This is a genomic window from Pedobacter sp. ok626 (assembly GCF_900100435.1).
Taxonomy (GTDB): domain Bacteria; phylum Bacteroidota; class Bacteroidia; order Sphingobacteriales; family Sphingobacteriaceae; genus Pedobacter.
The window spans coordinates 1-18,727 of the sequence record NZ_FNEX01000013.1 but is presented as its reverse complement, the minus strand read 5'-3'; the positions used below and the strand labels follow the sequence as shown (position 1 = coordinate 18,727).

21 protein-coding genes are annotated in these 18,727 nt (G+C 40.5%); 11 read left to right on the top strand and 10 right to left on the bottom strand.

The annotated features are described in order from the left end of the window. Positions 1-68: 68 nt before the first annotated feature. Complete coding sequence (locus BLS35_RS17585; RefSeq protein WP_090783487.1) at positions 69-1,211, bottom strand: FecR family protein; 1,143 nt, start codon at positions 1,209-1,211, stop codon at positions 69-71. A 430-nt stretch (positions 1,212-1,641) separates the two neighbouring features. On the opposite strand from BLS35_RS17585, the gene BLS35_RS17580 reads away from it, so the two are divergent. Then, entirely contained in the window at positions 1,642-2,232 is a 591-nt protein-coding gene (locus BLS35_RS17580; RefSeq protein ID WP_090783485.1) for an RNA polymerase sigma factor, read from the top strand. A gap of 152 nt (positions 2,233-2,384) precedes the next feature. Next, entirely contained in the window at positions 2,385-2,678 is a 294-nt protein-coding gene (trxA, locus tag BLS35_RS17575; protein WP_090783483.1) for a thioredoxin, read from the top strand. Positions 2,679-2,850: 172 nt separating this feature from the next. Here the strand turns inward: trxA and BLS35_RS17570 are convergent, their stop codons facing one another. From BLS35_RS17570 to BLS35_RS17555, 4 genes are all read right to left on the bottom strand, one after another. Then, positions 2,851-3,609, bottom strand: a complete 759-nt coding sequence (locus BLS35_RS17570) for a hypothetical protein (protein WP_090783481.1) — start codon at positions 3,607-3,609, stop codon at positions 2,851-2,853. 23 nt (positions 3,610-3,632) lie between these two features. Beyond that, positions 3,633-6,956 (bottom strand): TonB-dependent receptor, encoded by a 3,324-nt coding sequence (locus BLS35_RS17565; protein WP_165973376.1) that lies wholly within the window; start codon positions 6,954-6,956, stop codon positions 3,633-3,635. 178 nt (positions 6,957-7,134) lie between these two features. Beyond that, a complete protein-coding gene (locus BLS35_RS17560) occupies positions 7,135-8,067 on the bottom strand; it encodes a FecR family protein (RefSeq protein ID WP_090783477.1) in 933 nt (310 codons plus the stop codon). Between the two features lie 84 nt (positions 8,068-8,151). Further along, complete coding sequence (locus BLS35_RS17555) at positions 8,152-8,733, bottom strand: RNA polymerase sigma factor (protein WP_090783475.1); 582 nt, start codon at positions 8,731-8,733, stop codon at positions 8,152-8,154. Between the two features lie 99 nt (positions 8,734-8,832). Between BLS35_RS17555 and BLS35_RS17550 the strand changes: the two genes are divergently transcribed. Beyond that, the gene (locus tag BLS35_RS17550; protein WP_090783473.1) at positions 8,833-9,693 is read left to right on the top strand and encodes an AraC family transcriptional regulator; all 861 of its coding nucleotides are present in this window, start codon (positions 8,833-8,835) and stop codon (positions 9,691-9,693) included. Between the two features lie 49 nt (positions 9,694-9,742). Here BLS35_RS17550 and BLS35_RS17545 read toward each other — a convergent pair whose 3' ends face one another. From BLS35_RS17545 to BLS35_RS17525, 5 genes are read right to left on the bottom strand one after another with little or no spacing between them, the layout of a single operon-like run. Continuing rightward, positions 9,743-10,156: a DUF6691 family protein gene (locus tag BLS35_RS17545; RefSeq protein ID WP_090783471.1), complete on the bottom strand. Its 414-nt coding sequence runs from the start codon at positions 10,154-10,156 to the stop codon at positions 9,743-9,745. Positions 10,157-10,184: 28 nt separating this feature from the next. After that, positions 10,185-10,742 (bottom strand): YeeE/YedE family protein, encoded by a 558-nt coding sequence (locus tag BLS35_RS17540; protein WP_090783469.1) that lies wholly within the window; start codon positions 10,740-10,742, stop codon positions 10,185-10,187. Further along, entirely contained in the window at positions 10,739-11,581 is an 843-nt protein-coding gene (locus tag BLS35_RS17535) for a universal stress protein (protein WP_090783467.1), read from the bottom strand. Before BLS35_RS17535 ends, BLS35_RS17540 begins: the two co-directional genes overlap by 4 nt. Before the next feature lie 25 nt (positions 11,582-11,606). Beyond that, positions 11,607-11,966 (bottom strand): rhodanese-like domain-containing protein, encoded by a 360-nt coding sequence (locus BLS35_RS17530; protein WP_217634948.1) that lies wholly within the window; start codon positions 11,964-11,966, stop codon positions 11,607-11,609. After that, positions 11,939-13,363: an MBL fold metallo-hydrolase gene (locus tag BLS35_RS17525; protein WP_090783465.1), complete on the bottom strand. Its 1,425-nt coding sequence runs from the start codon at positions 13,361-13,363 to the stop codon at positions 11,939-11,941. The genes BLS35_RS17530 and BLS35_RS17525 overlap by 28 nt, the downstream gene beginning before the upstream one ends. Positions 13,364-13,710: 347 nt before the next feature. Here BLS35_RS17525 and BLS35_RS17520 point away from each other — a divergent pair, with 347 nt between their 5' ends. From BLS35_RS17520 to BLS35_RS17485, 8 genes are all read left to right on the top strand, one after another. Beyond that, a complete protein-coding gene (locus tag BLS35_RS17520) occupies positions 13,711-13,932 on the top strand; it encodes a putative antibiotic biosynthesis monooxygenase (RefSeq protein WP_090783463.1) in 222 nt (73 codons plus the stop codon). Further along, positions 13,933-14,844, top strand: coding sequence for an NAD(P)/FAD-dependent oxidoreductase (locus BLS35_RS17515; RefSeq protein WP_090783462.1), 912 nt, complete (start codon positions 13,933-13,935; stop codon positions 14,842-14,844). It begins immediately after the preceding gene. A gap of 19 nt (positions 14,845-14,863) precedes the next feature. Further along, positions 14,864-15,457 (top strand): short chain dehydrogenase, encoded by a 594-nt coding sequence (locus BLS35_RS17510; protein WP_090783460.1) that lies wholly within the window; start codon positions 14,864-14,866, stop codon positions 15,455-15,457. A 69-nt stretch (positions 15,458-15,526) separates the two neighbouring features. Beyond that, complete coding sequence (locus BLS35_RS17505; protein ID WP_090783459.1) at positions 15,527-16,099, top strand: Crp/Fnr family transcriptional regulator; 573 nt, start codon at positions 15,527-15,529, stop codon at positions 16,097-16,099. A gap of 86 nt (positions 16,100-16,185) precedes the next feature. Beyond that, a complete protein-coding gene (locus BLS35_RS17500) occupies positions 16,186-16,608 on the top strand; it encodes a VOC family protein (protein ID WP_090783823.1) in 423 nt (140 codons plus the stop codon). Further along, entirely contained in the window at positions 16,608-17,393 is a 786-nt protein-coding gene (locus BLS35_RS17495; protein ID WP_090783457.1) for a helix-turn-helix domain-containing protein, read from the top strand. Before BLS35_RS17500 ends, BLS35_RS17495 begins: the two co-directional genes overlap by 1 nt. Before the next feature lie 60 nt (positions 17,394-17,453). Further along, positions 17,454-17,975, top strand: coding sequence for a hypothetical protein (locus BLS35_RS17490; RefSeq protein ID WP_090783455.1), 522 nt, complete (start codon positions 17,454-17,456; stop codon positions 17,973-17,975). A 459-nt stretch (positions 17,976-18,434) separates the two neighbouring features. Further along, positions 18,435-18,727 (top strand): hypothetical protein (locus BLS35_RS17485; protein ID WP_139205887.1); only part of this gene is annotated, 293 nt, incomplete at its 3' end.

The following is an 18,727-nucleotide window of genomic DNA, read 5'->3' as shown; positions in this document are numbered from 1 at the left end:
TAAAACCGGCGGCGCTGTCAACGCTTCCGGTTTTTTTATTTCAGCAACTCTCATCGGAATTTGTAGCACTACGGCATCACGACTACCCTCCTTCCTTCGATTTTAAAATGAATGGTACCGGTTAATTCAAGTGTGGTTAACAGTTGCGAAATGTCCTTAAACCTTGGTACCGTACCCCCGAAGTTTTGACTTTTCAGATTGCCTTTATAGCTGATATCTACATCATACCAGCGCGCTACCTTACGCATAATGGTTTCGATATTCTCGTTATCAAATTTGAAAAAACCATTTTTCCAGGCGATTACATTTTCTGCATTTACTGCATGAACCCGAAAATTTGATGCGCCGTTGTTTAAAACGCCCTGCTGGTTCGGCATCAGCATAGTGCTGCTGCCATCTTTACTTAACTTCACCGAGCCCTCAAGCAAGGTGGTTTCGATGGTATTTTCATCATTGTAAGCCATTATATTGAAATGAGTCCCTAAAACCTCTACTTTCATTCCCTTGAGCGCTACGCTAAAAGGTTGCTCCTTGTTCTTCGCAACCTGAAAATAAGCCTCGCCGGTTAATTCCACTTTTCTTTCTTTACCGCCGAAGGTGGTCGGATATTTTAGTGATGAACCAGCATTGAGCCATACCGCTGTGCCATCGGCCAGCGTAAGCTGATATTGACCGCCCCGGGGTGTTTCTATAGTATTATAAATAACTGCATTTTGATCTGATGGATCTGTATTGTTTCCATATGCCAATTTGCCATCAGCAGATTTGCTTACTATTGATGCCCCTTCCCTGGATATAATTCCCGTTTGGGTATCGTCAAGATCTAATTTTTTACCATTGGCGAGCGTTAAAACGGCCCGGTTGCGGCCGGGTGTTATTTTTGTGTTGATCGAAACAGACTGAACTATTTGATGCTGATCTTTTGTATTTAGCCAAAACCATGTACCGGCGGCAATGAATATAAGTACAGATGCCGCTGCAACCCAATAGTGGAAATTACTGCGGCGCTTTTTCCCTTCAGCCGATATTTGCGACCGTAGTTTTTTAAGCATCTGCTGCCTAACTTCGTCGGAAGTGCCCATTCCTACCGACCATTGTTTAACAGTCAGCTCGAAATCGTCATGGTAGTTTTCCAGCTGGGTCAATTCTTCAGCGGTGCAATTTCCCGACGCGCATTTCTCGAAAAGTGCTATAAATTGCTCTTTGGTCATAAATATTTTAATATAATTGGTACAGTGCTCGGCTGTAACGGCTTAATTAAAAGTATAGAGACTTTTTTTAATGCCAAACTCACATACTATTCATAATTTTTTTAACATATTAATTAATGAGCTGTGCAAAAGAAACGTTGGTTTTGCGATCCTATGAGTCTCGTGAAACAGTTTAAACCTCAAGTTGTAGACGCACAAATTGTTCAATTTCTTGTCGATTTGTCTCATTTTTTTTGGCAGTGTAAATAATGACTAACCTTTTATCCATGCATTACAAGCAACAAATCCCCTTTAAAAGTATTCAATTCATGTGTAAAGTAGCTGGGCTCGTATCCATCAGCCCGGGCGAACAACATTCAGCTAGATTAGGACAGGCGAGGCTGAATCAAAAATTTGATTGATTTATTGTTAAATTAGCCTTACCAAATATATGCTTGACAGAAATACCCCCGATGATGAACTATGGGAAGCCATAAAGTTTGGAAGCGTCCCTGCTTTCGAATTGCTTTTCGATCGGTACTGGCGGGCAGTATATACCACGGCTTTTTCTTTTTTAAATGATGCGGAAGCGGCGGCTGAAATTGCCAACGATACCTTTTTGAATATCTGGAGAAAGAAAGATACGCTGAATATTAGCTCATTCAAAAATTACCTGACTACCAGTGCTCGCTATCATACCTATAAGGTACTAAAGGCTAAGAAAAAGATGCGTTTGTCTTATGTGGAAAATTACGACCAACTCCCTGTTTCCGAAATATTGGTGCAAAATGAGGGCGAAGAAAAAATCCGATATCTTAACCTACAGGTGGATATAGAGCATGCTTTACTTAACCTGCCTAAGCGTTGCCGCGAAATTTTCCTTTTAAGTAGGATAACAAACCTTAGCAATGTCGAGATAGCCGAAAGACTCTCCATATCCCAACGAACGGTAGAAAACCAAATATGTATCGCTCAAAAATATCTACAGCATAACATCAAAAACATTGCACTAACATTGCTGCTTGCTGTTATTTTAAAATAATTAATGAGATATTAATTCGTTACAACTCCTTACATTTAAAAACATTTTCGGCATTGGCGATGTTGCTACATTGGGCATTTTCCTTCAGTATGGCATTATTCAAGATGAGCCATTATTGGTTTAGGAGTACAAAAAAATAAAAAACAAACGGTATGACCTTTCAAGAAATTATCAATCAAGATAAACCTGTTTTAATAGATTTTTTTGCCGAATGGTGCGGCCCATGCAAAATGATGGCACCCATGTTAGCAGATTTAAAAAAGCGGGTAGGCGATAAAGCCAGCATCATTAAAATCGATGTAGATAAAAACCAGCAGGCCGCAGCTGCCTATAGTGTAAGTGGCGTGCCTACACTTATTTTGTTTAAAAAGGGTGAAATCCGTTGGAGACAATCAGGCGTCGTACCAATTTCTGACTTAGAAAGATTAATTAACCAGAACCTATAGAGCCCGTTTGATCTAGGTTGTTCTTTTACCCGGACAGGCAATAACAAAATCTACCCGGATTTACCGAGGGAGATGAAAATGCCGATATTGCTATACTTTTACAAAACCAATGAAAAGCCTGAAATCAAAGATCTCAGGCTTTTTGTATTTTAAAGAATAATATTGAACACGCTTAGCGGGGAAAAATTGCAACCAAGTCAGTTTGAGGATCCAGGACTGGTTTATTTGTGTTCAGATCCATTCTTGTTCCCACATACCAGCTTTGTACCCCACCGCCCTGATAGCCGTACTTATTGGGCAGAACGAGACCAGCCGACATAAAACTATAATTCACGTCATTGTCCATCAGGTATTCTTTCTTTCCGGCTTTGAGCAATAAAACGTACATCTCCCCTTCCAGTGGCGGCACCTGAATAAATTCTGTCCACTGTCCCGGTTTCACATTTTTGGCCAGATATACTACAGCATCGATGTCCGAACCATCCCCGTATGCAATGTCTACAGGCATATCTGCCGGAAAATCAAAATAGAAAGCAATCTGTTCTATATCTGCAATCGCTGCAGGATATTCATATTTCTCACTGAATTTTTTCCCGTCATAAAAAAAGGTAATAGGCTTATCAGGACGGTTGCGCTCAATGGTTTGGGTTAGGAGCACCTCGCCCGTACTCCTTTTTCTCAGCTCCATTTTGACCGGGGCCTCACTGTTAAAAGCAATATTACCGGTAAATCTTGCCCAGCCATAAAATTCACGCAGCTTGACACCATCGAAATACTGTTCCAGTGTATCGCCCATAACGAAACCTTTAAATTCGATGGGACTCAATTTATCAATGGGAAGAACTGCCAATTGCCCCTCTCTTTCACATGATTGCATGGCCATGCTCAGCATAAGCATGAACACCATTACCATATTATATTTTTGTTTCATATTTTATCTTTTTGTAACCAGATTTAAAAATTATAAGAAAGTGAAAGGCTTACGCTCCGGCCGATGTAACGGGTAAGCGTTTGGCGGTCACCAATCTGTTGCCCTACCCCTTTGCTGTAATCAACATAGCCTTCTTCGTATTTATCGCTGAAGCCCCATTTGTATTTAAAAACATCATCCCACTCCGAATTGACCGGTGGATGGGCATTTTTGATCTCAAAGGTAGAAGCATCATTGACGTAAAAACGGTAAGGGTTATCCATCAGGTTGCTGATATTCAACTTAAACTGCATCTTGTTGCGGTAAAGACGATAGCTTACCTGGGCATCCATCTGGCTTCTTGGCCGTTCATATTCTACCAGGTTAGGATCCACACCTGTGATATAGGTTTTATAACCCATGTAGTTAAATACAAGATTGAGGCCCAGATGCTTGCCTGTATAATTCAGCCCTGCATTGACCACGGTAGGTACCTGCCCATACAACGGGCGCTTGTACTTCATATACTCATAGTAAGAATATTCTTTCCCGTTATCATCCGACTTAGTACGCAATATCCTGGACTGAACTTCCGATTTTAGCAAGGTGAGGTTGCCACTTACGGTAATATCCTTTAGCAGGGATACCGAGGGGGAAATGAAACCCAGGGACTTGCGGACTTCGAACTCGATCCCCCGGATCTTGCCCCAGTCAGAATTATTGGTGTATACATAAAGATTGTCAGTTCCAGAAACCGAGTTAACGGCATAGAACTCTGCAGGCTTATCAAAATACTTATAAAATGCGCCAACCGAAATGATATCCCCGGCACCTGGAAACCATTCCAGCTTGAGATCGTAATTATCAATGATCGAAGATTCCAGACCCAGGTTGACCTGCATCCTGCCGAAATTCGTATTGTATCTGGAGAACCTGGAATTATCCATCAGCGATGGCCTTACGGCCGTTTTGGCATAAGAGAAACGGACATTCAGGTTGTTAACAGGCGTATAGGTCAGGTGGGCAGAAGGCATAAACTTCCACCTCACGCTGTCGGCGAGGGTGATCGCTGGCCTGTCCTGCATATTGGTACTGTTCTGCAGACTGTCATACCTGAAGTATTCGAACCTGCCGCCCCACACCAATCTTAAATTTTTAGTCAGCCTGTTATCAAGCATTGCATATACCGCCTTGTTCACATCCTTACCCTCATATCTATTAAGTTGGAATGCAGAAGGCATATACAGGACATCAGTCATCGGATGTTCCATACCCATATAGTTGCCATAATCCTGTACGGGAAGGTAACCATAAGGATTATTTAAGGTTACAAAACTTACGATGGGCAGCATCGTCCACTCATAGCTCGCATGCCTGTCCAGATAGAAAACCCCCGTTTTGAAGATCTGCTTTTGACCAGCGATCTTAAAATCAACAGCAGCGTTCATGGCCACAGTCAGGTTCCGTTCCTTGTAGACAAACTTATCACGTTCCAAGATACCACCCCCGCCACCAACAGTTCCCTGGCCGGGCGTATATTTATAAATAACCCTATTTGCCATTTCCTCAGGTCGCAGCGTTGCGGTAATGGCATCGATCTCAAGGGCGCTGGTCGATACCCTTGCTGCACTCCAATCCAGTTTTATCCTGCCCAGCAGATGCTCCCCGCTAACCTTGTTTTGCAGGAGATCGGTAAACATCGGCCGGTCATCTTCTTTGATGAGGGGGTGTTTATTAAGCCCATCATCTTTGGGATCGGCATAACGCCATCCGCTGATCCGCTCCAGCTGTTCACTGAAAGCCCTCGAATAAAAATTATTGAAAATGATCTGGTGCTTGCCGTCCCTATACCCCCCGTTTAGCAATGCCCCCAGGGTGGTATTGAAATTATACAGGTGTCCCGTATTGACGTTTTCCGGATCATCAGGGGTGGAAATGATCTGCCAGGTTCCACGCCTGATGTTATCAATGTTTTCGATATTCTGCGTATTGCGGTAACTCAATGAGCCTACAAAACCGATTTTCCGTGCAACCTGCTTAGACAGCTCATAACTCCTGCCAAGGCTGAACTGGTAATTCTGGGAAGGCCTGCTTTGAAAAATCCGGCTTCCCAACCGCTCAGTCCCCCCTATCCTGCGGTTCTGTTCGGCTACTTCAACAGCTTTGATATCGGCCGGATTAACGACCTTGGGATTAAAGCTGGAAACATCTTTCAGTCCTTTTGGGAAATGGTCCCTGCTCCCATCATCAAAGCCAAGGTAATCGTATTTCCCACGCTGATACCCATAAAAATCCTGACCTGTTGTCCTGGAATTGACAGAAGCCCCTGCACTGAAAGAAAGGAAATTTTCTGTTGGAATGGAAATGGTGTTTACCTGGATCAGCCCACCACCAAAACCGGCATTCATGTCCGGTGTAGCAGACTTACTCACGACCACACTTTCCACCAGGTTACTCGGAATCAGACTAAAGTCGAAATTCCGGCTCTGCACGTCCGTACTGGGCAACATGATACCATCCAACTGTGCCACATTGTACCTTTCGGCCGCGCCGCGTACCACCACGTTCTTGTTATCGGTAGTACTTACCCCGGTAATCCTTTTTAAAGTTTCACCAATGTTTTTATCCGGAGTGGCGCTGATCTGCTCTGCAGAGATCCCATCGGTCACCGTAGCGGCATTCTTCTGTCTGGCATATAAACCCTCAACCGAGGCCTTCTTATATGAACTGGTGACAACCACGGTATTCAGACTCTTTGAATCTTCTTTGAGTACGATATCCAAAGACGTATTCTGGCCGGACAATACCTTTACATCGGTGATCTGTTTGGACTGAAAGCCAATATAGCTGGCCTCCAGGGTATAGCTTCCCGGAGGAAGAGCAATCCTGTAACCGCCATCCAGCGCATTGGCAACCGTTTGGTTGAGCTCCAGAACCCGTATGGAAGCACCTGGAAGTGGCTCGCCCTTGCTATCGACGACTTTTCCCGAGATCCGTCCAGGTTCGGCAGGCCTGGGAGCAGGCCTTGACCTGCCAATCACCACATTGTTATTGATCACCTCATAATCATACCCTGTCTGCCTTAGCAGCTTACCAAGTACCAGTGGAAGGGATGCTCCGCGATAAACCTGTGCGGATACTTTTAATTTACTGAGTAGATTTTTGTCATAAGAAAAAGCAATGCCTGTGCTTTTTTCAATTCTGGCCAGCACAGCTGCCATATTTTCATCTTTGATATTGATGGTAACCTTGATTTCATTTAAGTTCTGGGCCTTGGTTTCCCTGGCCACAATCAAACTGCTGAAACCGATTAATAGTCCTAATACAACGGTCGAGATCCTCATAATCGCCGTGAGCTTTTTTTTCATGTTTTTGTTATTGCTCAAAAGATAGGAAGCCAGCTTGAGAATTAATCCCGGCATTATATTGCCAGTTCACCTAGGTTTCCTATTTTTGATTGTTCTTAAATGGTTATGCCTTTAATTACACAGCGGGACTAACGAACTTTCGAAGGGGAGTTAGCCGCTGTTTCTTTTTTGTCTTTATCTATTCATAGAGTGTGATGATATGGTCCCTGATGCGGTATTTCGCATCCGTCATTTTACTGATTGCTTTCATAACCTGTGTGATTTTATTGTTTGTTTGGAATGTAGTTTTATAACTTGCCGCGGCCAGTCTTTCGCTTTTGGTCTCAAGTGTAAGGCCCCAGGTATTCTTGACCACCAGCGCCAGTTCAGAAAACGATGCACCGTCCAGACTGACCGTACCATCCTGCCATGACCGGGCCCGCTCGGCACTCGATTCGGTAACGTCAAATGCTCCACTGACTACCTGGAAAGTGATCTGTTGATCGGGATGCAGTAAAGCGAGTGTTTTGCCCGAAGCAGAAATACCAACTTTACCTGTAGCGACACTTACCACTATCTCATCCAGCCCAGAATAGGCCCGGATGTTGAAGGATGTACCCAGTACGATCGTTTTCAGCTTTCCAGTGGTGACCACGAAGGGTTTTTCGGGATTATGGGATACCTTAAAGAAGGCCTCACCATCCAGAGAAATCTCCCGTTTTTTTCCGGTAAAATGACGGGGATACTTAAGTTCAGCACCGGAATTGAGTAATATTTCTGAGCCGTCGGCTAACATCACTTTCAGCATTTTCCTCGTTCCCGCCCTGCTGACCATCCAAGTGGCGTTATCTTCGATCCTGTGTGTACTGCGGTTAGCCAGATATAGGTATAAAGGGATACTGATTAAAAAAAAGGCCAGCACGGCAGCTATTTTCATCCAGTTTGCCTGCTGAAGAAAAAAGATGTCGCGCCCCGGGCCAGTTTTCGGAATCCCGGAAACAATCCTGCTGAGCAGTCTGAGACGTACTTTTTCTTCGTGTTCAGCATTGGCAAAAACTTTCAGCTCTTCGTCCGAATGGTCAAAAGCCGCATACCAGTGATCTATTAATCTTTTCTTTTCCTGCTCATCCATTATAATGTCCTTTGGCTATATAACCGAACGGACGCATAGGTTGTCCCAGACCAAAATGAAACTTAATATAATCGGTGTGTTTTGTTAACGATCCGTTAACATCAAGGCTGCTATGGTAATGATAACCGTGACCGAGGCAGGTCTGAGTTCGGCAGAACCATATTGCCGGACAGCAAGCCTGATGCGGTTTAAGGCAGTGCTCAACTGGTTCCTTACTGTCTTACCAGAGATGTTCAAACGGCTGGCTATTTCCTCATTGGAAAGCATTTCCTCCCTGCTGAGCAGGAAAATCTCTTTCATTTTTTCAGGCAGCCTGTTGATCTCACTCATCACAACAGATTCCAGTTCCCTGCCCATCAAATGATCGTCGCTGGAATGCGGATCAGCCTGGGACTTTCCAGCTTCATGGTTTTCGAAATTGATCTTCAAAAGCTCTTTTCTGAAAAAATCAATGATCCGGCTTTTCAGACGGGTATGAAGCAACGCGCGTACAGCATTTTCATTTTCCAGGTTATAATCTCCTTCGAGCAGAGAAAGAAACAGGTCCTGGAGCATATCTTCTACTTGCGCTTCATCCCGCAAACGGCGAAAGGCAACGATGTAAAGTTCTTTCCAGAACTTATTGTACATATCGGTAATGTATTGCTTTTTTGCCTGCTGTTTCAATGTATTTTCCTGAGTGTGGGCAAAGCTAGCAAGAACAACGTTAACAACAGGTTAACTTAAAAAAACTTATCTACCTTTGAAATAATAAAGCACCAATAAGTGGAAAATATTCCAATACGAAATATTAACGGTCAAAATGAACCACAACTAGCCGGTAGTTATGCTATAAGGGATATTGCGCCATTATTGATGAATTCTGATATGGTTCAGGACTTACACAGGCATGACTTTTTTTATATATTGATTGTAGAGAAAGGATCAGGACAACATGAAATTGACTTTAAAAACTATGAAATAAAGGATTATTCAGTTTTTATGATGCGACCGGGTCAAGTGCACCAACTGGATTTAAAATCAGGTAGCACTGGATATCTTATCCAATTTAAAACAGACTTCTTATATGCGCATAACAACGCATCCCAAAATCATTTAACCAAATTAATACAGTTCAATTTCTACCAGTTTGAACGCGATACCTTCGGCAAAATCAATTCCACTTTGTCCGAAGCTTTAAATGAATATACTACTAAAGAAAAAGGATATCAAGAGGTATTAAAAGCAAACCTAAGTATTTTACTAATTGAACTTCTACGAAAACGACAATATAAAGTACTGCCTACAGTTTCTCCTAGCCCTTATGCCCAGGAAAAATTAGAGCAATTCTTAGAGTTGGTTGAATCAAACATCAGGACACAAAAACAGGTTTCTCAATATACCGAATTATTACACCTCTCTTCCTATCAGCTAAGTACCATCACAAAAACACTACTGAATAAAACACCTTCCGAAATCATAAACGATTATATTATCCTCGAAGCCAAACGTCAATTGTTGGCAACTTCCAACCAGGTCAGTCAGATTGCCTATAACTTAGGCTACGAGGATCCCTCCTACTTTATACGCCTTTTTAAGAAACATACTTCCTTCTCTCCCGAAACATTTAGGAAAAACGCTAAATAAGTCCTATCCATCATTGTTGTCCTATCTCTTAGACCCCGTTTGCCTGCTGTTAATGAGGCAACCTGTGTTTTAACACCCCATATAAATAAGTTCCAACTAAAGCTCCAAAAATCACCACCAACATGGCTAAATAGCCATAACCTAAGTTTACAAACATAGGCCCAGGGCATGCGCCCGTTAATGCCCAGCCTAAACCAAAAATGGTTCCCCCGATGATATATTTTCTATACTGCTTATCCTTATCGAGAAAAACAATAGGATTGCCATCTACATCTTTTGCCTTCAATTTTTTCATCAGGAAAACTGCTAAAACCCCAAGAACCACTGCAGTACCAATGATGCCGTACATGTGGAAAGATTGAAAGCGAAACATTTCTTGAATTCTGAACCAGGAAATGGCTTCTGACTTTGCCATAATGATACCAAATAGGATACCAGCGAATACATACTTTATTAATTTCATGTTTAAAATTTAAATGGTTAAAGTTGATTTAAAATAGCAAAGGCATCACTATATAAGTCATGGTTAAACCTCCAATAAAAAATCCAATAACGGCTATTAATGATGGGATTTGCAGATTAGATAAACCTGATATGGCATGCCCCGAAGTACAACCACCAGCATATCTGGATCCAAATCCAACTAATAAACCTCCCGTCAATAATATTATCCAGGTTTTTGGATGCGCTAAGGCGGCCGAAGAAAATAATTCGTCGGGGTTTACCCCCCCATTAAATGAAATTCCTAAAGCTTTTAAATCATTGATTGTATGACTTGATAAGTCTAACGCTGAAGGACTGCTCAAAAAATTTGCCGCGATATAGCCCCCTATAATTGATCCTACCAGGAACATTAAGTTCCATTGTTGGGTTTTCCAATCAAAATCAAAAAACTTTACGCTTTTGCCTGCTCCGGCCATGGTACACATGGTTCTTAAGTTGGCCGAAAATCCAAATGATTTCCCCCAAAAAAGTAAAATAACCATGATAAGGGCAATCATAAATCCTGAAAAATACCAGGACCATGGTTGTGTGATGAATTCTATCATATGTCTTTTAAATGAAATGTTAATACAGGTTTTTTACAATTGTTTACCAACCTTTCGGCAATACTGCCTAAAAGTAAATGCGCAATTCCTTTTCGGCCATGCGTTCTGATACAAATTAAATCCATAGCTGCTTCTTTATTGAAATTTTGAACACCATGTATCACGTCGTTATCTCGATAAAGGTGAAGCTCGTATTTTTTTAGCGTGTGCATTTTTGCGAAAAATTCCATTTGCGCTTTTATTACATCAATACGGTTTTCATCGTCATCTTTCAATATCTGCAATAAATGAATGGTACTCGAAAAAACTTCTGCAATAGTTTTAATCAAATTTAATTGAATCCCCTTACCAGGCTGCTCATAATCAGCAACTAAAAGTATATCATTTAAGGTTTGGCTTAATGGGGTATTTAATTTCAAACTAATTACCGGTACAGCCAGGTGTCTTACCAATTGCTGCGCCTCAGAACTGCTTAATTTATCCAGCAAAGTATGGTGTTCGTTTATCCCAATAATTACTAAATCAATTGCCAGTAAAATACTAGATCTCTTTATCTCGGTCGTCAATAAACCCACCGAGATCTGTTCTTCAAAATCAATTCCCTTCTGTTTGAGTAAATCGAAATTAGCTTTGGTACGTGCTAGTTCCTTTTGATAAAATGATAAATCAACGCCTTCTGATAGTTCTGGATGATCTGAAAAAACCAGGTCGTTAGCCTCAATTACATGTAATAAATGAAGCTTTACTACAAATTTGGACCTCAGCAGATCGACCATTTTAAAAGCTTCGAAACTCAATTCAGAAAAATCTGTTGGTATCAGGATGTTTATTTTTTCCATGTTTTTGTCTTTAGAAAATCATCAGCTATTTAGGCCAGGCATCAATACCTCCAACTAAGTTAAAGGAAGTTAAACCAAGTTTATTCATCATAGAAACCGCTTGACCAGATCTGTTACCACTTCTGCAATACACAAAGTAAGTTTTAGATTTATCTAGCTTTTCCATTTTGTTTTTAAAATCCGCCCCCATAAAATCAATATTTACAGATTTTGGGAGATTGCCAGATTGAAATTCAGCAGGTGTGCGAACATCTAATAAAACTTTATCTGCCGCACTCTCGAATTCGCTTTTGAATTGGACCCCGTCCAAATCACGCTCGCTTTTTGAAAAAAAACTACTTGTCATTTTTAAAATTATTATTTTTGTTTTAATGTTGATGGGCAAACAAAGGCAGTGGTTTTTATTTTTCCAGTGTCTTGTATGGCTTTAAAGCCACCTGCCACATCAATTAGGTTATCGAAACCCCGGGCTCTTAACGTAGAGTTGAAAATCATTGAACGATAGCCTCCAGCACAATGCACATAGTAGGTTTTGCTCTTGTCTATTTTAGACATCGCATCATTGATAAAATCTAAAGGAAGGTTTTCCGCAATTTCCGCATGCTCACTTTGGTATTCGCTCTCTTTTCTTACGTCAATTAAGTTGACCTCCTCTTTCTCCATAATGGTAGCCAGTTCAGCTGCAGTGATGCTGGGAATAAGATCTATTTCCATTCCAGCATCTTTCCAACTTTTAAATCCATTCTTTAAGTAGCCAATGGTAAAATCGTAACCAACCCGGGCTAATCTGGTAATCACTTCATCTTCACGGCCTTCGTCGGTTACCAATAGAATCTGTTGTTTAATATCCGGTATCATGGTACCTACCCAAGGCGCAAAATTTCCATCGATACCAATGTTAATGGAGTTTGGAATAAAGCCTTGAGCGAAAATTTGGGGATCTCTGGTATCTAAAATCAAAGCACCAGAATCATTGGCCACCATTTCAAAAGCCGCTGGTTCCAAAGCATGTTGTCCTCGTTCTAAAACTTTATCTATACTATCATATCCGTGAATATTCATCATCACGTTTAACGGAAAATAAGCCGGTGGCGGTAATAAACCCGCTGTTACTTCTTTAACAAACTCTTCTTTGGTCATATTTGCCCTTAAAGCATAATTGGTTTGCTTTTGATGACCTAATAAATCAGTGGTTTCTTTGCTCATGTTTTTTCCACAAGCACTACCTGCGCCATGTGCGGGATAAACCACAATATCATCAGCCAAAGGCATAATTTTATTTCTCAACGAGTCGTATAAGTGACTTGCCAATATATCTTGAGTTAATTCACCATTTATTTTTTGGGCTAAATCCGGGCGGCCAACATCGCCAATAAATAGCGTATCGCCAGAGAAAAGTGCTGTATCTTTCCCGTTTTGGTCTGTTAATAAATAACAAGTACTTTCCATGGTATGTCCAGGAGTATGTAAAGCCTTGATGGTAACGTCTCCCAGTTTAAATTCTTGTCCATCTTTTGCAGAAATGAATTCGAAATCTGGTTTCGCGGTTGGGCCGTAAACGATCGGAGCTCCTGATTTTTTAGATAAATCGAGATGACCGGAGACAAAATCAGCATGAAAATGCGTTTCAAAAACATATTTAATCACGGCACCGTTTTTCTTGGCTTTATCCAAGTAGGGCTGTACCTCTCTTAAAGGATCTATAATAGCCGCTTCGCCATTGCTTTCGATGTAATAAGCACCTTGTGCCAAACATCCGGTATAAATTTGTTCTATAATCATCGTTTATTTATTTTGTTAATCAAAGTTGCGTCTTTATCTAATTAGAAACGGTGACCTTTGTCACACAGCCTCTATTAATTGCTATTCTCCTATGTAAATTTAATTGGTTGCCATCATTTTTTCATCGGTAAATCCATCAAAATCACTAAGGTTGGAATCAATAAAAACCCACCTCCAGCACCTAATATGCCTGTTACTGTGCCAATTGATATGGAGATGGATGCCACAACCATCAGGATGGCAAATAAACTTTAAATAAGTCCTATCCATCTTCATTTTTGTCCTATCCCTGAGGTTTTGAGCCGAAGTATTTTTGTTCTATCAAATTATTTCAAAAAGAAAACAATATGAAAACAAAAATGAAACTAATGGCTTCCTTAAAAATCTGGTTAGTCATTTACCCCTCAATCACCCTTTTTCTATTCCTTTTTGGCAAAGCTTTAAATGCACTAGCATTATACCAACGAACATTTATTTTAACCATAGCATTAGTGCCTTGGATAGTTTTTGTTGGAGTTCCCTTAGTAGATTTTATCCTTCGTCAGTTTAAAGCAAAAGACAGCAACTAAATGAGCACAAACAATAAAAAATTTGACGCCATAATTATTGGCGGAAGCTATGCAGGACTAGCCGCTGGAATGGCATTAGGCAGGGCATTGAAAATGGTTTTAATCATCGACAGCGGAAAGCCGGCCAATGCCCAAACGCCCCATTCTCACAATTTTCTAACACAGGATGGCAATACGCCCAAAGGCATAGCTACATTAGGAAAGCAACAAGTTGAAAAATATAAAACCGTAAGTTTCTATAATGGATTGGCATCGACTGCCAGTAAAATTGAAAATGGATTTGAGATTACAACCGACACAGGAGTAATGTTTGAAGCAACAAAACTAATTTTTGCCACTGGCATAAAAGATATAATGCCAAAAATACCAGGTTTTGTTGAATGTTGGGGCATTTCAGCCATCCACTGTCCCTATTGCCATGGCTATGAAGTTCGCAATACTAAAACAGGAATCCTGGCCAATGGTGAATATGCTTATGAATTTTCTAAAATGATTGCAAATTGGACAAAAGATCTAACCATCTATACTAACGGAAAATCGACCCTGCACGCAGAGCAGGTAAAAAAACTTAAATCCCACAACATACAAATTGTTGAAAAGGAAATTAAAAAATTAGATCAGATTGAAGGATATATCCAAAACTTAGAATTCACTGATGGGACGAAATCTCCCCTAACCGCTTTGTATTCACCACGACCATTCATACAACACTGCGCTATTCCAGAATCTTTAGGATGCGAAACAACTGAAGAGGGCTATATAAGGGTAAATGGTTTTCAGGAAACCTCAATTGATGGTGTTTATGCCTGTGGCGACAATACCAATCGCATGAGAACAGTTGCCAATGCCGTTGCAACGGGAACTACCGCCGGGATATCAGCCAGTAAGAAACTCATCGTAGAACAATTTTAACAGTATAAAACCGAAAATCATGAAAATCATTATTGTAGGTGCAACAGGCACCATGGGTACACACTTAGTAAAAGCCTTAGAAAGCGAGCACGAAATAATCAAAGTAGCTTCGCAAGGCGCTGACATCAATGCGGATATCACTTCTACGGAATCTATCGAAAATATGTTCCAACAAGCAGGGCCATTCGATGCTTTAATTTCAACAGCAGGCCCCACATTTGTAGGGCCATGGGCCAAATTGAATGATACTACATTCAGACAAGGTGTAGAAGGTAAAATGATGGGACAAATAAACTTAGTGCTGATTGGTCAGAAATACATCAATCCTAAAGGTTCCTTTACCTTAATTACTGGGGCCTTATCACACGAACCCCAAGTAAACTTTGCTAACGCATCAGCAGCTAATGGCGCTGTAGAAGGATTTGTTCGCGGAGCCGCTATTGAATTAGAAAACGGCATCCGTATCAATGCGGTTAGTCCAACCGTTATCGAAAACTCGCCACAGTACTTCCCTTACTTCCCGGGAGAAATTCCAACTACAATGAGACAGTTGGAATTTATGTTCCGCAAAAGCCTCTTTGGTAAAGTAACCGGACACGTAATTAAACCTTAATCGCCAACGTATACGATTTGCTTACTCCCTATTATTTATATAAATTACCCCTCTCTTCCCTGATTATAAATGGACAATCTTTTAAAATATATTCATTCGCTAACTGAATTTTCTGAGGAAAGCTGGGAATTGCTGCAGCCTGCATTATCAAAGAAACAGTATAAGAAGAATGAATTTTTACTACATGAAGGACACATCTGCAATTCTTTATTTTATATTGACTCGGGATACTGTAAAAGTTATTATGAAATTGACGGAGCACAGAAAAACACAGCGTTCTTCTTTGAAAATGACATCGCAACAAATATCAACAGCTTTGGTAGCGGAGAAAAATCAGAATTTAATATCATTGCTTGTGAACCATTAGCAGCCGTAATTTTTGACAAACAGAAATTATTTAAAGCTGCAAAACAATCAAACGAAATAGAAGCATTAGGACGTAATTGTATACGTATGTTCGCATCAAAACAAGAAGAATTTTCAACCTTATTCAAGCTTTATTCAGCTCAGGACCGCTTAAACTACTTAGAAGTCAACCATCCTGACATGGTACAAAGAGTTTCACTTTCACAATTAGCATCATTTCTTGGCGTAGCAAGGGAAACATTAAGCAGGATAAGAAAACGAAGAACCTCTGTATAATTTTGTGACGATTGTCACAGGATTAGATCATACATATTTTTGACCTTCGTAAAGAACAAAAAATAAATAAGCAGATGTTAAAAAACATGGAAACAAGCAAACAACTATTAAGAAAAATTGACGAAGAAACCAACATCCTGACATGGTTTGAAATTCCTGTATCCGACATTGAAAGAGCAAAAACTTTCTACGAAACCATTTTAGATATTGAAATGATTAAGAGAACTGATGGAAATGACGAAAGTGTTTTCTTTCCGTATAATCCAAATGTAATCCAAGCAACCTCAGGGAGGGTTACTGGTGTATTGTCGAAATCAGAAAGGAATAGCCCCTCATCGCAAGGCACGTTAATTTATATCAATGCAAGTCCAAGTCTTCAAACAGTCCTTGACAAAGTAGAGCTGGCAGGAGGAAAAATTATTGCACCTAAAATGCAAATTCCGCCGGGATTTATTGCCGTAATTATGGACTCCGAAGGAAACAGAATTGGATTACACGCTGAAAATTAATGATCTATAAAGAATACCTCCCTGCCCCCGCTCTTCAGGATAAGGTTGAATGCTACTGGAAGTTTATTATTCCTGCCAGTCAGTCTGAATCCGCTAAACCAATACCGCATATTGTTTTACCCCATGGCTGCTGCGAGCTGGTTTTCATCAAACTCATGGCGATCAATCAAGAATTCATTGCATTTAAAGGGACCTCAACATCGAAATTCACGGTGGATGTCTTTCCGGATGCAATATATGCAGGTATCAGATTAAAACCAGGACACTCCAAATGGCTTTGCGCTGCACCAGTAGCAGAGCTGTTAAATGAACGTTTGCTTTATCCCCCAGCCGACTGGCACAGCTGGCAGAAAGACCTTATTGGACAAATCTCGGCAGAGATGGATATCCAGGGACTCCTGAATGCTGCATTATTAGACTGGAAGGGAGAAATCGGTTATCAGCCCCATGAACGGATTAATCTGGTTACAAACAGGGTCGTTTCAGACCAGGGTAAGACTTCCATTATCGAACTGGCCGATCTAGCCTGTTTAAGTGTAAGGCAACTACAAAGAGTATTTAAACAGGAAACAGGGATGAGTATCAAGCAATTTTCTCAGATTAAAAAATTAAGGCATGCAATTCTTCAGCTCTATTTTAAGCAACAGAATCAAAATGAAATGATCGTTGATCATGATTATACAGACCTTTCACATTTTTATAAATCATTCCGGAATATTGCTCAGTATAAACTAGAAGATTTTTTTAAATACATAGATCTGATAGACCACCAACAAATCGTATAATGTCGTTTTTTTACACTATTTTATTTTTTTCATTTTTCTACCTTCATAAAAAAAAACGATATGATCAAAGTATTATTAAGCACCCTAATAACTTTTTGTGCCTTAACTGTTTTCGGACAGAACCCTGCTGCTATTCAACACGAAAAAATGAAAGGATTACAAATCTTCGCCGGCAAATGGAAAGGTGAAGGCTGGATGATTTTGCAGGACGGAAAAAAGCACTTTTTCGATCAGACCGAACTGGTAACTCCTAAATTTGACGGAGGTGTTTTAATGATTGAAGGAAATGGTAATGATAAAGAAAGTAAAAAGCCAATCCATGATGCATTGGCCTATTTAACTTATGATGTCTTCAAAAAGCAGTATAGGTTCACGGCAATGACAGGTATGGGCTATATAACCGATACTACGCCGGAAGTAAAGGATAATGGAGGTTATACATGGAGTATGGATAATCCCAAGTTCATGGTAAAATATACCCTCGCTATAGATAATGGCGATTGGTACGAAATCGGCGAAATATCCACTGATAAAGGAGCCACATGGATAAAAAACTTCGAAATGCGTTTAAAGAAGATCTAATGAGCAACCCCCGAGACAGAGTCCCGAGATATCCGTAAGTTTAGAATAAGCTGAGTTGTTCTCCGACAAGATGGTATCAAAACCAAGAGAAAGCCTGAAATCAAACGATCTCAGGCTTTTTTATTTACAATTTTTGCACTAATTCCCATCCGATAGGTGTTTTATGTTTGAACTCGGGAACGAAGAGCGAAAAAATCTTAAGGAGCCAATTTGGCACCTTGAAACAAAGAGGTAATATAAGACATACACTCCTATGGTCTGTACACGGATAAGACAGCGACCGGTCTGAGTAGTGTAATACTCCAAGTATAGTCCAAGTATACAGCAACTATACTCCATCTTTTTCTATAAAAATATGGAGTATGATCCTTTTTTAATTTTTTTTAACTTTAAATTTTGTAGTACGCTATCCGAACGCTATCTTAGCTCAGATGTTTATTTATAAAAAACATATAGATCATGGCAAAATTTGACGGAAAATTCCTGACAGGCATAGTAGGACCTGCTGTTTATAAGAAATATCGCAATATGCAAGTGGTTACAGCCAAATCCAGGTTGACAAAAAAACAGCAAACTAAAAACACACACAAAGCAGCAACTCAATTTGGGATCGCCAGTACGCTGGCAGAACAATTTCGGCGAGATGCATACGGGGTCATCACAGATTTTTATGATGGAACCATGGTTTATCGCTTTAGAACCGATGTACAAAAGGCTTTGCGACAAGCATTCGACGCTCAATCTGAAACCTA